General features: G+C 75.7%; 14 protein-coding genes. 5 read left to right on the plus strand and 9 right to left on the minus strand.

From position 1 onward, the window contains the following. Positions 1-31: 31 nt before the first annotated feature. The gene (gene lpdA, locus ABD994_RS14805) at positions 32-1,408 is read right to left on the minus strand and encodes a dihydrolipoyl dehydrogenase (RefSeq protein ID WP_345415911.1); all 1,377 of its coding nucleotides are present in this window, start codon (positions 1,406-1,408) and stop codon (positions 32-34) included. Between the two features lie 117 nt (positions 1,409-1,525). Beyond that, on the minus strand, positions 1,526-3,040 hold the full coding sequence (locus ABD994_RS14810; RefSeq protein WP_345415913.1) for a leucyl aminopeptidase: 1,515 nt from the start codon (positions 3,038-3,040) through the stop codon (positions 1,526-1,528). A 111-nt stretch (positions 3,041-3,151) separates the two neighbouring features. Here ABD994_RS14810 and gcvT point away from each other — a divergent pair, with 111 nt between their 5' ends. Together gcvT and ABD994_RS14820 are read left to right on the plus strand one after the other, a co-directional pair. Continuing rightward, positions 3,152-4,261: a glycine cleavage system aminomethyltransferase GcvT gene (gene gcvT / locus ABD994_RS14815; protein ID WP_345415916.1), complete on the plus strand. Its 1,110-nt coding sequence runs from the start codon at positions 3,152-3,154 to the stop codon at positions 4,259-4,261. Further along, positions 4,258-4,746 carry a cupin domain-containing protein gene (locus tag ABD994_RS14820; protein WP_345415919.1) on the plus strand — a complete coding sequence of 163 codons (489 nt, stop codon included), beginning with the start codon at positions 4,258-4,260 and terminating at the stop codon, positions 4,744-4,746. Before gcvT ends, ABD994_RS14820 begins: the two co-directional genes overlap by 4 nt. A 32-nt stretch (positions 4,747-4,778) precedes the next feature. Here the strand turns inward: ABD994_RS14820 and ABD994_RS14825 are convergent, their stop codons facing one another. The 3 genes from ABD994_RS14825 to ABD994_RS14835 are packed head-to-tail and all read right to left on the minus strand — an operon-like array spanning position 4,779 to position 7,000. Beyond that, positions 4,779-5,360 carry a VldE C-terminal domain-containing protein gene (locus ABD994_RS14825; protein WP_345415922.1) on the minus strand — a complete coding sequence of 194 codons (582 nt, stop codon included), beginning with the start codon at positions 5,358-5,360 and terminating at the stop codon, positions 4,779-4,781. Positions 5,361-5,408: 48 nt separating this feature from the next. Beyond that, complete coding sequence (locus ABD994_RS14830) at positions 5,409-6,620, minus strand: RNA polymerase sigma factor (RefSeq protein WP_345415925.1); 1,212 nt, start codon at positions 6,618-6,620, stop codon at positions 5,409-5,411. After that, a complete protein-coding gene (locus ABD994_RS14835; RefSeq protein WP_345415928.1) occupies positions 6,617-7,000 on the minus strand; it encodes a YciI family protein in 384 nt (127 codons plus the stop codon). The genes ABD994_RS14830 and ABD994_RS14835 overlap by 4 nt, the downstream gene beginning before the upstream one ends. 107 nt (positions 7,001-7,107) lie before the next feature. Here ABD994_RS14835 and ABD994_RS14840 point away from each other — a divergent pair, with 107 nt between their 5' ends. Then, entirely contained in the window at positions 7,108-7,560 is a 453-nt protein-coding gene (locus ABD994_RS14840) for a YybH family protein (protein ID WP_345415931.1), read from the plus strand. A gap of 18 nt (positions 7,561-7,578) precedes the next feature. On the opposite strand, the gene ABD994_RS14845 is transcribed toward ABD994_RS14840, so the two are convergent. Together ABD994_RS14845 and fdhA are read right to left on the minus strand one after the other, a co-directional pair. Continuing rightward, positions 7,579-8,235 (minus strand): DUF2461 domain-containing protein, encoded by a 657-nt coding sequence (locus ABD994_RS14845; protein WP_345415934.1) that lies wholly within the window; start codon positions 8,233-8,235, stop codon positions 7,579-7,581. 66 nt (positions 8,236-8,301) lie between these two features. Next, positions 8,302-9,513 (minus strand): formaldehyde dehydrogenase, glutathione-independent, encoded by a 1,212-nt coding sequence (gene fdhA, locus ABD994_RS14850; RefSeq protein ID WP_345415937.1) that lies wholly within the window; start codon positions 9,511-9,513, stop codon positions 8,302-8,304. 176 nt (positions 9,514-9,689) lie between these two features. On the opposite strand from fdhA, the gene ABD994_RS14855 reads away from it, so the two are divergent. Beyond that, positions 9,690-11,054, plus strand: coding sequence for a PLP-dependent cysteine synthase family protein (locus ABD994_RS14855; RefSeq protein WP_345415940.1), 1,365 nt, complete (start codon positions 9,690-9,692; stop codon positions 11,052-11,054). A gap of 9 nt (positions 11,055-11,063) precedes the next feature. Further along, positions 11,064-12,164, plus strand: coding sequence for a branched-chain amino acid aminotransferase (locus ABD994_RS14860; RefSeq protein ID WP_345415943.1), 1,101 nt, complete (start codon positions 11,064-11,066; stop codon positions 12,162-12,164). A 12-nt stretch (positions 12,165-12,176) separates the two neighbouring features. Here the strand turns inward: ABD994_RS14860 and ABD994_RS14865 are convergent, their stop codons facing one another. Together ABD994_RS14865 and ABD994_RS14870 are read right to left on the minus strand one after the other, a co-directional pair. Beyond that, positions 12,177-12,944, minus strand: a complete 768-nt coding sequence (locus ABD994_RS14865; RefSeq protein WP_345415946.1) for an adenosylcobinamide-GDP ribazoletransferase — start codon at positions 12,942-12,944, stop codon at positions 12,177-12,179. Between the two features lie 3 nt (positions 12,945-12,947). Further along, positions 12,948-13,952: a nicotinate-nucleotide--dimethylbenzimidazole phosphoribosyltransferase gene (locus tag ABD994_RS14870; RefSeq protein WP_345415950.1), complete on the minus strand. Its 1,005-nt coding sequence runs from the start codon at positions 13,950-13,952 to the stop codon at positions 12,948-12,950. Positions 13,953-13,968: the final 16 nt, after the last annotated feature.

Genomic DNA, 13,968 nt, shown 5'->3' on the forward strand with positions numbered 1-13,968 from the left:
GTGCTGGTACTCCTCGTCGCTCTGTCTCGGGTCAGCTGTGGCTGTGCAGGGGCTTGCCGGCGAGCGCGAGGTGCGCCTCCCCGAGGGCCTCGTTCTGCGTGGGGTGGGCGTGGACCAGGTTGGCCACCTCGGCGGGCAGGGCCTCCCAGTTGTAGATCAGCTGCGCCTCGCCGACCTGCTCGCCCATGCGCGAGCCGATCATGTGGACGCCGACGACGGGCGCGTCGTCCCCGGTGCCGCCCTTGACGAGCTTGATGGCGCCGGCGGTCTTGAGGATCTGCGACTTGCCGTTGCCGGCGAGGTCGTAGGTGAAGGTCTGCACCTCGCCGTACGCCTCCTTGGCCTGCGCCTCGGTGAGACCGACCGACGCGACCTCGGGCTCGCAGTAGGTGACGCGCGGGATGCCCTTCTCGTCGATCACCGGCGGGTTCAGCCCGGCGATCTCCTCGGCGACGAAGATGCCCTGCTGGAAGCCGCGGTGGGCGAGCTGGAGGCCGGGCACGATGTCGCCGACCGCGTAGATGTTGCCGACGCCGGTGTGCAGGCGCTCGCTGGTCGGCACGAAGCCGCGGTCCAGCGCCACGCCGTTCTCCTCGTAGCCGAGGTCGGCGGTGTTGGGGCCGCGGCCCACGGCGACGAGCAGGAGGTCGGCCTCGATCTCCTCGCCGTTCTCGAGCGAGATCGTCACGGCGTCGGCGCTCTGGGAGACACCGGTGAACTTCGTGCCGGTCTTGAACGCGATCTTGCGCCGGCGGAACTGGCGCTCGAGCTGCTTGGAGAGGAACTCGTCCTCGTTGGGCACGAGGTGGGGCAGCGCCTCGACGATGGTCACCTCGGCGCCGAAGCTCTTCCACACGCTCGCGAACTCGACGCCGATGACGCCACCGCCGAGGACGACGACGCGCTCGGGCACGTAGTCGAGGTTGATCGCCTCCGTGGAGGTGAGCACGCGGCCGCCGAGCTCGAGGCCGGGCAGCGTCTTGGAGTACGAGCCGGACGCCAGCACGATGTTGCGGCCCTGGTAGCGCTGGCCGTCGACCTCGACGGTGTCCTGCCCGACGAGCTTGCCGGCGCCCTCGATCAGCGTGACCTTGTTCGCCTTCACCAGGCCCTGCAGGCCCTTGTAGAGGCGGGAGACGACGTTGTCCTTGTAGGAGTTGACGCCGCTCATGTCGATGCCCGACAGCGAGCTCTTGACGCCGAACTGCTCGCCCTCGCGGGCCGAGTCGGCCACCTCGGCGGCGTGCAGCAGCGCCTTGGTCGGGATGCAGCCGCGGTGCAGGCAGGTGCCGCCGACCTTGTCCTTCTCCACGAGCGCGACCGACAGGCCGAGCTCCGCGGCCCGGAACGCACAGGCGTAACCGCCCGACCCGGCCCCGAGGATGATGACGTCGTACGTGTCGCTCACTGCTGCTTCTCCCGCGTCGGCGTGTGGCGTGCGGTGCCCGGGGTCGGGTCGGTGGACCCGTTCCCGGCGATGTCGGGGTTCATCCTTCCACCCCTGACCATCCCGCGTGTCCGTCGATCAGCCGTGGCGGGCGATGTCGTCGAGCACGGCCGCGATCGTCCGCACCGGGACGCCGGTGCCGCCCTTCGGGGTGTAGCCGTGCGGGCCGCCGGTGTTGAAGGCGGGCCCGGCGATGTCGAGGTGCACCCACGGGACGTCGTCGGCGACGAACTCCCGCAGGAAGATGCCGCCGACGAGCATCCCGCCGAAACGGTGGTTGGTGACGTTGGCGAGGTCGGCGACGCGCGAGTCGAGGTCGGCGCGCAGCTCCTCGGGCAGCGGCATCGCCCAGCCGCCGTCGCCGGCGGCCACCGCCCGCGCCGCGACCCGGTCGCGGAACTCGTCGGCGCCCATGACGCCCGGCGTCCGGGAGCCCAGGGCGACGAGCTGGGCGCCGGTGAGGGTGGAGGTCTCGAGCAGGTAGTCCGGCGCGTCCTCGCAGGCGCGGGCGATCGCGTCGCCGAGCACCAGCCGGCCCTCGGCGTCGGTGTTGAGCACCTCGACCGTCGTGCCGCCGTACATCGCCAGGACGTCCCCGGGCCGGTACGCCGTCCCCGACGGCATGTTCTCCGCCATCGGCACGGTGGCGACGACCTCGACGTCGAGCCCGAGCTCGGCGGCCAGGCAGGTGGCGGCGACGACGCCCGCGGCCCCGGACATGTCCGAGGTCATGTGGTCCATGTTCGCGGCCGGCTTGATCGAGATGCCGCCGGTGTCGAAGGTGATGCCCTTGCCGACGAGCGCGACCTTCTTGACGGGGTTCGCGGGCGTGTAGGTCAGCCGCACGAGCCGCGGCGGCCGGGACGACCCGCCGCCGACGCCGAGCACGCCGCCGTAGCCGCCCTCGGCGAGCTGGTGCTCGTCGAGGACCTCCACCGCCACGCCCGCGCCCTCGGCCAGCGCGCGCGCCCGCTGCGCGAAGGCGTCGGGGTAGAGGTCGTTGGGCGGGGTGTTGACGAGGTCGCGCGCCGCCGCGACCCACCGCGCGACGGTGGCCGCGCGGTCGGCGGCCGCCCGGTCGCCGTCGGCGACGAGCCCGAGGCGGCGCAGCTCGGTCGGCGCGGTCTCCGGCTCCTTCTTGTACTCGGTGAAGGCGTAGTCCCCGAGCAGGGTGCCCTCCACCGCGGCCGCGAGGTCGAGCGACGACAGCGTGGTGACGACGCGCGCGGCCTTGCCGTGCAGGGCGCGCGCCGCGGCGCCGGCCGCGCGGCGCACCTGCTCGGCGACGTCGGGTGCCTCGCCGGCGGGGGCCGCCGGCTCCGTCCCGAGCCCCACCGCGACCACCAGCGGCGTGCCCAGCCCGCCGCGCGTCGGGACCCGGGTGACCTCCTCGGCCTTGCCCGTGCCGCCCAGCAGGGCGACGAGGCCCGGCAGGTCGGCGGCGAGGTCGCCGAGCGGGGAGGTGGCGCCGGCGAGGACGGGGTCCGCGCCGTCCTCCCCGGGACGGACGCCGACGACGAGGGCGTCGGCGTCGGCGAGGGCGTCGGGCCCCGGCTCGGCGCCGAGGAGCTCGAGGTCGGGGCTGCTGGTCACGTCGTGCCTCTCCCTGTCAACGGTGTCGATCACATGCTAGGACCGGCGGCCCTCCACTACGGTGCCGCGGGTGGCAGCCACTGAACCAGCTCCGCTCCGCTGCGTGATCCGATGACCGTCAGCGAGACCAGACGCAGCCCGCTGCACGACCACCACGTCGCGCTCGGGGCCTCGTTCGCGCCGTTCGGCGGGTGGGAGATGCCCGTCCAGTACTCGGGGACCGTGGCCGAGCACACCGCGACCCGCGAGGCCGTCGGGCTGTTCGACGTCAGCCACCTGGGCAAGGTGCGGGTCCACGGCCCGGGGGCGGCGGCGTTCGTCGACCGCTGCCTGACCAACTCGCTCGAGCGCATCGTGCCCGGCAAGGCGCAGTACACGCTGTGCTGCGCCGAGGACGGCGGCGTCGTCGACGACCTGATCCTCTACCTCGTCGGCCCCGACGAGGTGTTCGCCGTCCCCAACGCCGCGAACTCCGCCGGCGTCGGGCGGCGGCTCGCGGCGGTCGCGCCGGACGGGATCGCCGTCGACGACGAGCACGACGCCCACGTGGTGCTCGCCGTGCAGGGCCCGTCGTCGCCGGCGGTGCTGGCCGAGCTGGGGCTGCTCACCGACCCCGACCCGCTCGACTACATGGCCTTCGTCGACGCGGAGTGGCAGGGGCGGTTCGTGCGCGTGTGCCGCACCGGCTACACCGGCGAGCGCGGCTACGAGCTCATCGCGCCCGCCGACGGCGCCGGCGAGCTGTGGGACGCGCTGGCCGCGGTGGTGGCCGAGCAGGGCGGGCTGCCGGCCGGGCTCGGCGCCCGGGACACCCTGCGCACCGAGGCCGGGCTGCCGCTGCACGGCCAGGACCTGGGCCCGGACATCACCCCGCTGCAGGCGCGGTGCGGGTTCGCGGTGGCCTGGAAGAAGCCGGGGTTCTGGGGCCGCGAGGCCCTGCTCGCCGAGCGCGAGGCCGGGCCGCGGCGCCGGTCGTGGGGGCTGAAGGCCACCGGTCGCGGCGTCCCGCGCGGGCACATGACTGTCCGGCGGGGTGAGGAGCCGGTCGGCGAGACCACGTCGGGGACCTTCTCCCCGACGCTGCGGACCGGCATCGCCCTGGCCCTGCTCGACACCGCCGCCGGCGTCGAGGAGGGCGACGTCCTCGCGATCGACGTCCGCGGGCGGGCCCTGGCCTGCGAGGTCGTCAGCCCGCCGTTCGTCCCGTCGCACGTCCGATGAGCTTCCCCACCGAGGTCCCCGACGCCGACCCGGGCACCTACCGCTTCCGCGCCGACGTGGAGCAGGCCGGGCCGGCGGTGTTCACCGCGCCGTCGGACGCCGTGGGCGGCGGCTACGGGCTGTTCGAGAGCGCGGCCGTGCCCGGGCGCTGGGGCGCGATCCCGCACTACCACACGGGCTTCACCGAGGCGTTCTGGGTGATCTCGGGACGGCTCGGGGTGATGAGCGGCACGGGCTGGCAGGTGCTCGGCAGCGGCGACTTCGCCCACGTGCCCGTCAACGGCGTGCACGGCTTCCACGCCGTGGGCGACGAGCTCGCCCGCTTCCTCATCCTCTTCGTGCCCGGGGCGCCGCGGGAGCACTACTTCCGGGGCCTGGTCGATCTCTTCACCCGGGGCGCCCCGCCCGAGGAGATCGATGCCTTCGCCCTCACCTGCGACCAGGTCAACCTCCGCGACTGGCCCCACGAGCCGATCCCCACGTGAGCAGTTGGGGCCCCTATACGGGTCCCAACTACTCACGAACGGGGGAGGACGCTGACGTGGACGTGGTCGAAGTGGCCGCCGGTGGCGTCCTGCGGGTCGTAGACCCCGCCGCCGCCGTAGGGCCGGCCCCAGCCGTCGCCCGCGTCGCCGCCGCCGCGGTACCAGATGCGGCCCTGCCAGATGACGTAGCGGACGCCCAGCTCGGCGGCGTCGTCGCGCAGCCACTGCGCCACCGCCCAGCCGTTGGCGAGGTCGTCACCGGCCGCGAACTCGCCGAACGCGCCGGGGAAGAAGTCGCAGGCCCGGCCCTGCGGGTGGTCGCTCGACGGGTTCCAGGCGTGCTCCGACCAGCAGGTGACCGCGCGGACCGGCGCGTCGCGGCCGGGCTCGCCGAAGCGGGCCACGGCGGCGTCGTGCAGCCGCCGGGCGGTGGGCGTCAGGCAGCCCGACGTCGTCGGGTCGGCCACCGAGCACGCCTCCGGCGGCGGCGGGTCGACGGCGTCCCAGAGCGCGCGGGGGACCCGCTGCGCCACCGCCCACCACACGAGCCCGGCGAGCAGGGCCGCCACCAGCAGCACAACCGCCCCCGCGGCGGCCCGCGTCCCCGTCCGCACGGCGGTCACGGTAGGGACGGCGACGCGAGGGGGCGGTGAGGCGTGGGATCACGCCAGGGCGGCGGCGCGGCGGGCCAGGTAGCGCTGCTCGGGGCCGCTGAGGGTCCGCTGGGCGGCACGCCGGTAGGCCGCGACGGCGGCCGCGCGCTCGCCGACGCGCTCGAGCAGGTGGGCGCGGACGGCGTCGACGCGGTGGTGGCCCTCGAGCCGGGGCGCCAGGTCGTCGAGACGCTCCAGGCCGGCCCGGGGGCCCTCGACCATCGCCAGCGCGACGATCCGGTTGAGGGTCACCACCGGCGAGGGCGCGAGCACCTCCAGCACCCCGTACAGCCCGAGGATCTGGTGCCAGTCGGTCTCTTCGGCCGTCGGGGCCTCGTCGTGCACGGCGGCGATGGCGGCCTGCACCTGGAAGGGTCCGGGCTCGGCGACGGGGAGCACGCCCTCGAGCAGCGCGACGCCCTCGGCGATCGCCGCCCGGTCCCACCGGCGCCGGTCCTGCTCGGCGAGCGGGACCAGCGCGCCGTCGGCCCGGACCCGCGCCGGGCGGCGGGCGTCGGTGAGGAGCACGAGGGCGAGCAGCCCGGTCACCTCGCCGTGGCCGGGCCACCCGCCGTGGAGCTGGCGTGCCAGGCGGATCGCCTCCGCGCCGAGGTCCGGGCGCTGCAGGTCCTCGCCGGCGCTCGCCGTGTGGCCCTCCGTGTAGATCCGGTAGAGGATCTCGAGGACGGCCGGCAGGCGCGCCTCCCGCTCGGCGGGGGAGGGCTCGGCGAACCGCGCCCCGGCGGCCGCGATCCGGGCCTTCGCCCGGCTGATCCGCTGGGCCACCGTCGCCTCGGGGACGAGCAGCCCGCGGGCGATCTCCGCGGTCGTCAGGCCGCCGACCGCGCGCAGCGTCAGGGCGACCTGGGCCGGCGGCGTCAGCGCGGGGTGGCAGCACAGGACGAGCAGGGCGAGCGTGTCGTCGCGGCCCGGCGCCGGGTCGCCGGGCGGGACCGCCCGCGCCGCGTCGTCGGACTCCCGGCGGCGCCGCGCGGCGTCGCGGCGCCACGTCTCGACCAACCGCCGCGTCGCCGTCGTCACCAGCCAGCCGGTCGGGTTGGCGGGGCGGCCGTCGACCGGCCACGACCGGGACGCGGCGAGCAGCGCGTCCTGCAGCGCGTCCTCGCACGCGTCGAAGTCGCGGTGGCGGCGGACGAGCACCCCGAGCACCGCGGGCGCCAGCTCCCGCAGCGCCGTCTCGACGGGCTCGACCCCGCTCATCCGTCCCACTGGCTCATGTCGAGCACCGGGCGCACCTCCACCAGGCCCCACACGGCGTCCGGGACCCGGCCGGCGATCTCGATCGCGCGCTCCTCGCCGACGACGTCGACCAGCAGGAAGCCCGCGAGGTGCTCCTTCGTCTCCGCGAAGGGGCCGTCGCCGCCGGGCGCGACCGGTGCGGTCCGCCCGTCCGTGCGGGTCACGCGGCGGGCCAGGCCGGGGTCGGCGAGCGCCTCTGCGGCGACCAGCTCGCCGGACGCGGCCAGCTCGTCGCGCAACCGGAGGTGCGCGTGGCCGAAGTCGGCGCGCTCGGCGTCGCTGAGCCCCTCCCAGCGCTCCTGGAACCGGGCGTTGCTGTGGATCATCACCAGGTACTTCACGGCGGCCTCCCGCAGGGATCGTCACGGCTCGTCCGTGCGGGTGTCGAGACGGGCGGCCCGGTCTCGACACCCCGGTGTCCGATCCGGTCACCGACGGGAGTGCACCCATGACCACCACGACGACGACGAACGACGAGACCGCGGTCCTCGACGTGCTCCGCGAGCACCAGGCCGCCCTGCGGGCCGGTGACGCGGAGCGCGCCATCGCCGTGTTCGGGGAGGACGCGGCGCGCTACGACCTGGCGCCGCCGCTGCGGCGGCCGAACCTGCCGGTGGAGGAGGCGGCGGCCGGCCTGCGGGCGTGGCTGGCGACGTTCGACGGGCCGGTGACGCTGGCCTTCCGCGACCCGGCCGTGCTCGTCGACGGCGACCTCGCCGTCGTCCACGGGCTCACGAGCCTGACCGGCACCCCGGCGGGCGCCGAGCCGTTCACGCTCTGGTTCCGCTCGACCTACGCGCTGCGGCGCACCGGGGCGACCTGGGCGATCGTCCACCAGCACGAGTCGGTGCCCTTCCACATGGACGGCTCCTTCCGCGCGGCGATCGACCTGGCTCCCTGACCTCCGCCCACGTCGGGGTCAGCGGCGGCGGCCCGGGCGGTCGGGGCTGTCGTCGAGGTCGACGCCCACGTGCTCGTCGAGCCAGGCGCCGAGCGGGTCGAGGCGCCGCCAGGTGGTGGCGACGCGGTCGGCGAGCGCCGGGGTGTGCAGCTCCTCGGACGGGGGCCAGCGGTACGACGCGAACAGGCTCTTGTGCCGCAGCAGGTCCAGCCGCGGGTGGTCGGGGTCGACGCCCCGCGGCCGCGACTTGAGCTGCTCCCCGTTCACCGTGAAGCCCTCGGCGCGCAGCGCGTCGACGATCGTCACCAGCCGCGGGCCGTGGCGCTCGTCGTCCACCGCCGCGCGGTAGCGGGCCACCTGGGCCGACGTCATGCGGTAGTAGCCGCCGGCGACCATGAGCCCGTCGGCCGACACCTGCACGTACCGGCCGCCCGCCGTGGCGCCGCACTGGACCTTGTACGGCGTCTTGTCCGCCGAGAAGCGGACGTCGCGGTACGGGCGGAAGACCTTGCCGGAGCCGAACTCCGACTCGAGGTCGGCGAGCAGCGCGAGCATCGGCGCCCGCACCTGCTCCTCGTAGACCGCCTTGTTGTCGGTCCAGTAGGCCTTCGAGTTGTCGGCCTCGAGGCCCTCGTAGAAGTCGACGACCGCCTCGCCGAAGCCCGGGAACGTCACCGGCCCATCGTGCCCCGGCCCGCGCGCGGGCACGCGCCCCGGCCGGGACGCGTGCCCGCGGGGAGATCAGGCGGCGATCATGCCGTGCGGGTCGATGACGAACTTCTTGGCGACGCCGGAGTCGAACTGGGCGTAGCCCTGCGGCGCGTCGTCGAGGGAGATGACGGAGGCGTTGACCGCCTTCGCGATCTGCACCTTGTCCCGCAGGATCGCGTTCATCAGCTGCCGGTGGTAGCGCATGACCGGGCACTGGCCGGTGGTGAACGAGTGCGACTTGGCCCAGCCCAGTCCGATGCGGATCGACAGGCTGCCCTCCTTGGCGGCCTCGTCCGCCGCGCCCGGATCCCCGGTCACGTAGAGGCCGGGGATGCCGAGCTTCCCGGCCGCCCGGGTCACCTCCATGATCGAGTTGAGCACGGTGGCGGGCGCCTCGCCGGCGTCCCTGCCGTGCCCGCGGGCCTCGAAGCCCACGGCGTCGACGGCCGCGTCCACCACCGGCTCGCCGACGATCTGCTCGATCTTGTCGGGCAGCGACCCCTCCTCGGTGAGGTCGACCGTCTCGGCGCCGATGGCGTCGCGGGCGTGCTGGAGCCGCTCGGCGTTCATGTCGCCGACGATCACCGCGGCCGCGCCGAGGAGCTGGGCCGATGCGGCGGCGGCGAGCCCCACCGGGCCGGCACCCGCGACGTAGACCGTCGACCCCGTGGTGACCCCGGCGGTCACGCAGCCGTGGTAGCCGGTCGGGAAGATGTCCGAGAGCATCGTCAGGTCGAGGATCTTCTCCATCGCCTGGTCGCGGTCCGGGAACTTCAGCAGGTTCCAGTCCGCGTAGGGGACCATGACGTACTCGGCCTGGCCGCCCTGCCAGCCGCCCATGTCGACGTAGCCGTAGGCCGAGCCGGGCCGGTCCGGGTTGACGTTGAGGCAGACGCCGGTGTGGCCCTCCTTGCACATGCGGCAGCGGCCGCACGCGATGTTGAAGGGCGCGGACACCAGGTCGCCCTCCTTGATGAACTCGACGTCACGGCCGACCTCGACGACCTCGCCGGTGATCTCGTGCCCGAGGATGAGGCCCGGGGGAGCGGTGGTGCGTCCGCGCACCATGTGCTGGTCGGAGCCGCAGATGTTGGTGGCGACGAGCTTGAGGATCACGCCGTGCGGGGTCTTGCGCCCGACGTTGGCGGGGTTCACCCCGGGTCCGTCCTTGAGCTCGAGCCCCGGGTACTCGACGTCCTGCACCTCGACCTTCATGGGTTCGATGTAGGCCACGGCCTTCATGGCGGGTCCTCTCTCTCGGGGTCGGGCGGCCCGGACGGTGCCGCCACGGGCCGGGTAACCCCGGCCGGGTGACCCACACCACGCCGATGCCGGATCGATGCTCACGTTGGGTCGTCGGGGGGAGTCGTCCCCGCCGGCCGGAGGCGGCCGACGGTGGGACGCGGTAGACAGCAGGGGTGTCCGGACCCGTGCACGAGTCGGTGCTCGACGCCGTCGGCGCCACCCCGCTGATCCGGCTGCGCCGGGTCGCCGAGGGTCTGGCGCCGCGGATCTACGTGAAGGCCGAGTGGCAGAACGCCGGCGGCAGCGTCAAGGACCGCGCGGCGCTGTGGATGGTCCGCGCCGCCGAGCGCTCCGGTGCGCTGCGCCCCGGCGGCGTCATCGTCGAGGGGACGTCGGGCAACACCGGCATCGGCCTCGCCCTGGTCGGCGGCGTGCTGGGTTACCGCACGGTGATCGTCGTCCCGGACACCACGGCGGCGGAGAAGATCGCCGCGCTGCGGGCGTACGGGGCCGAGGTGCGCCTGACGCCGGGCGGGATCCCGGGCGACGACCCCCGTCACGTGATCAATCTCGCGGCCCGGGTGGCCGCGGAGATCCCCGGCGGCTGGCTCGCCGACCAGTACGGCAACCCCGCCAACCCCCGGGCCCACCGCGACACCACCGCGCCGGAGATCTGGGAGCAGACCGCGGGCGCGGTGACGTGCCTCGTCGCCGGCATCGGCACCGGCGGCACGCTCTCGGGCACCGGCGCGGCGCTCAAGGAGAAGGGCCCGGTGCGGGTGGTCGGCGTCGACCCGGAGAACTCGGCCTACGGCGGCGGGGACGGCAGCCCGTACTACGTCGAGGCCATCGGGCACTACCGCCACCCCGACACCGTCACCGACACCTGGCCCGAGAACTGGGACCGCACGGTGGCCGACGAGGTCGTGCGCGTCGACGACCGCACGACGATGCTCACCGCCCGCCGCCTGGCCCGCGAGGAGGGGCTGCTGCTCGGCGGGTCGTCGGCGACGGCGGTGGCCGGCGCCCTGCGCGTGTCCCGCGACCTCGGGCCCGACGACGTCGTCGTCGTCATCGCGCCGGACTCCGGCCGCGCGTACCTGTCGAAGTACTTCGACGACGGCTGGCTGCGCCGCCTCGGGTTCCTCACCGAGCCGGGGCCCGACGCCCCCGCGCCGCTGGTCGACGAGCTGCCGGTGGAGCCGCTGCCGGTGGTCCCCGCCGCGTGGACGGTCGGGCGGGCCCGCGGCGTCGTCGAGGGCGCCGCGGGGCCGGTGCCGGTCACGGTGCGCGACGCCCCGACGGCCGCGCCGTCGGAGATCCTCGGGTCGCTGGCCCCCGGCGACCTCGACGGCGCCCACGACGACGCGCCGGTCCGCGCCCACGCCCGGCCGCGGCCCCCGGTGGTCGGCGCGGGGGAGACCGTGGCGGCCGCGCGCGAGGCCCTGGGCGACGCGCCGGCGGCGTGGGTCGTGCGGGACGGCCGCGTCGTCGGCCAGGTCGTGCGGGCCGGGTCGGGCCTTGCCCCGGCGGACTAGTCTGGCCGCATGAGTACGACCTTCGCCCGCACCCCGCACCCCGCCCCGGCGACCGCGGAGCGTGTGGCGGAGGTACTCGCCGCGCCCGGGTTCGGGAAGTACTTCACCGATCACATGGTGTCGATCTCCTGGGACGCCCCGCGGGGCTGGCACGACGCCGCGGTGGTGCCCTACGCGCCGCTCTCGATGGACCCGGCGGCCGTCGTCCTGCACTACAGCCAGACGATCTTCGAGGGCCTCAAGGCCTACCGCTGGGCCGACGACTCGGTGCACGCCTTCCGCCCCGAGGCCAACGCCGACCGCATGGGCCGCTCGGCCGAGCGCCTGGCCATGCCGCCGCTGCCGCGCGAGCTGTTCATCGACTCGCTGCGCGAGCTGCTGGCGGTCGACGAGCGCTGGGTGCCGGCCGCCGGCGGCGAGGACTCGCTCTACCTGCGGCCCTTCATGATCGGCTCGTCGTCCGGGCTGGGCGTGCGGCCCAGCGAGGAGTACCTCTACCTGCTCATCGCCTCGCCGGCCGGCGCGTACTTCCCGCGCGGGCTGGCCCCGGTGACCGTGTGGCTGTCCACCGACTACGTGCGCGCTGTGCCCGGCGGCACCGGCGAGGCCAAGTGCGGCGGCAATTACGCGGCCTCCCTGGCCGCGCAGGCCCAGGCCTCGGCCCAGGGTTGCGACCAGGTGGTGTGGCTCGACGCGCTCGAGCACCGGTGGATCGAGGAGATGGGGGGCATGAACCTCTTCTTCGTGTTCACCGAGTCCTCGGGGGCCGTCGAGGTCGTCACCCCGGAGCTGTCGGGCTCGCTGCTGCCCGGCGTCACCCGCCGGTCGCTGCTCGAGCTCGCGGCCGAGGACGGTGCGACCGTCACCGAGCGCCGCATCTCCACCGACGAGATGGAGAAGGAGGTAGCGGCCGGTCACCTCACCGAGGTGTTCGCCTGCGGCACCGCGGCGGTGATCACGCCCGTCGGCACCGTCAAGCACGAGGGCGGCGCGTACGACATCGGCGACGGGAAGCCCGGCCCGGTCACCCAGCGCCTCCGCGAGCGCCTGACGGCCATCCAGCGCGGCGCGGCGCCCGACACCCGCGGTTGGATGACCCGCCTGCACTGACCTCGCTAACCGCTAAGCGAGGGTGAGGGCGGCCAGGGCGACGGTGATCGCGAGCTCGGCGCAGGCGCCGAACACGTCCCCCGAGACGCCGCCCAGGCGCCGGCGGGCATGGGCGGCGACGAGCACCACGACGGCCGCGGCGACGACCGCCGCCACGGGCGCACCCACCCCGAGCAGCGGGAACGCCGCCGCGGCGAGCACCACGCACCAGGCCGGCGCCACCCACGCCGCCTGGGTGCCGGCGACGAGCGCGCCGAGCCCCGCGGACGACGCCGCCGGCACCCCGCGCCGGGCCACCCACGCGAACGACGCCCGCCCGAGCCCCAGGGCCAGCGCCCCGCCGGCCACGGCCGGGACGACACCCCGGTCCGCCAGCGCCCCGAGCGCCGAGGCCTGGATCCCGAGCACCACGACCAGCCAGACCACGGCGAACGCGCCCACGCCCGGGTCGCGCATCACCGCGAGCGTGCGGGCGGGGTCGCCGTGGCTGCCCAGGCCGTCGGCGAGGTCGGCGAGGCCGTCGAGGTGCAGGCCGCGGGTGGCCGCCGCGCCGAGACCGACGGCGACGAGGCCCGCCAGCAGGCCGGGTGCGCCGAGCGCGACGAGCCCGGCGGCCGCGGCGCCGAGGACGCCGCCCAGCACCACGCCGACCAGCGGCACCACGGCGATCGCCACGCCCGCGGCGGCCCGGTCGATCCGCGGGGCCCGCAGCGGCACGACCGTGAACATCGCGACGGCCAGCGCCGCGCCGCCGCGCACCGGGCCGGCCTCCCGAGCCACGGCTCAGCCCGTGACGGCCGTCGCCGCCCGCAGCAGCCCGACGGCGGCGAGCGCGCCGGTGCCCTGACCGGCCCGCATCTGCAGGTCCAGCAGCGGTTCGAGCCCGAGGACGTCGAGGGCCAGGGCCTGGGACGGCTCGGTGCAGCGGGTGCCCGCGACCCACCAGGCCCGCGCGCCGGGGGCGTCGGTGTCGGCGAGCAGCGCGGCCACGGCGGTGGCCGCACCGTCGAGCACCACGGGCGTGCGGCGCCGCGCGGCCCGGGCAAGGAAGCCGGTCAGCGCGGCGAGGTCGGCACCGCCCGCGATGCGCAGCAGGGCCTGCGGGTCGCGCCCCGCCGACCGGGTGCGCCACAGGGCGTCGCGCACCGCCGCGGCCTTGACCATCCAGCGGCGGTCGTCGATCCCGCTGCCCCGGCCCACCACGGCGACGGGTTCGCGTCCGGTCATCGCCGCCGCGAGCACCGCGGCCGGGGTGCTGACGCCGACGCCCACCTCGCCGACGACGAGCAGGTCCGCCCCCTCGTCGACCTCCTCGTCGGCGACCTCCCGGCCGGCCCGCAGGGCGGCGGCGGCCTGGTCGGCCGTGAGGACGTCCGCCACGTCGAGGCGCCCGGCGGTACGGACGACGGCCCGGTCGTCGCGGGCCTCGCCCGGCAGGGGCGCGGCGAGCCCGACGTCGACCACCCGCAGCCCCGCGCCCGCCGCCTCGGCGAACCGGCACACCGCCGCCCGGCCGTCCCGCACGGCGGCGACGCGCGCCGCGGTCTCCGCCGGCTCGTGCGCCGAGACGCCGGCCTCCGCGATCGCGTGGTCGGCGGCGAACAGTACCGCCCGCACCCGGCGCGGCGCCCGGGCCGGCGCGCGGCCCTGACAGGCCGCGAGCCAGGCCGCGACCTCCTCGAGACGGCCGAAGCTGCCGCCGGGCAGCACGTCGTGCGCCTCGCGCCGGGCCGTCTCGTCGGGCGGGGCGACGCCGGCCCGCTCGCTGCCCTCGGCCACGGGGTGCACGGTCTCCTCCTCGATC

The sequence above is a fragment of the Actinomycetospora chlora genome (genome assembly GCF_039542135.1).
Lineage (GTDB): Bacteria > Actinomycetota > Actinomycetes > Mycobacteriales > Pseudonocardiaceae > Actinomycetospora > Actinomycetospora chlora.

Coding starts and splice junctions, on each gene's coding strand:
- ABD994_RS14840 (WP_345415931.1), top strand. CDS start 7,108: ATGACCACCACGACGACGACGAACGACGAGACCGCGGTCCTCGACGTG.
- ABD994_RS14860 (WP_345415943.1), top strand. CDS start 11,064: ATGAGTACGACCTTCGCCCGCACCCCGCACCCCGCCCCGGCGACCGCG.
- fdhA (WP_345415937.1), bottom strand. CDS start 9,513: ATGAAGGCCGTGGCCTACATCGAACCCATGAAGGTCGAGGTGCAGGAC.
- ABD994_RS14820 (WP_345415919.1), top strand. CDS start 4,258: ATGAGCTTCCCCACCGAGGTCCCCGACGCCGACCCGGGCACCTACCGC.
- ABD994_RS14830 (WP_345415925.1), bottom strand. CDS start 6,620: ATGAGCGGGGTCGAGCCCGTCGAGACGGCGCTGCGGGAGCTGGCGCCC.
- gcvT (WP_345415916.1), top strand. CDS start 3,152: ATGACCGTCAGCGAGACCAGACGCAGCCCGCTGCACGACCACCACGTC.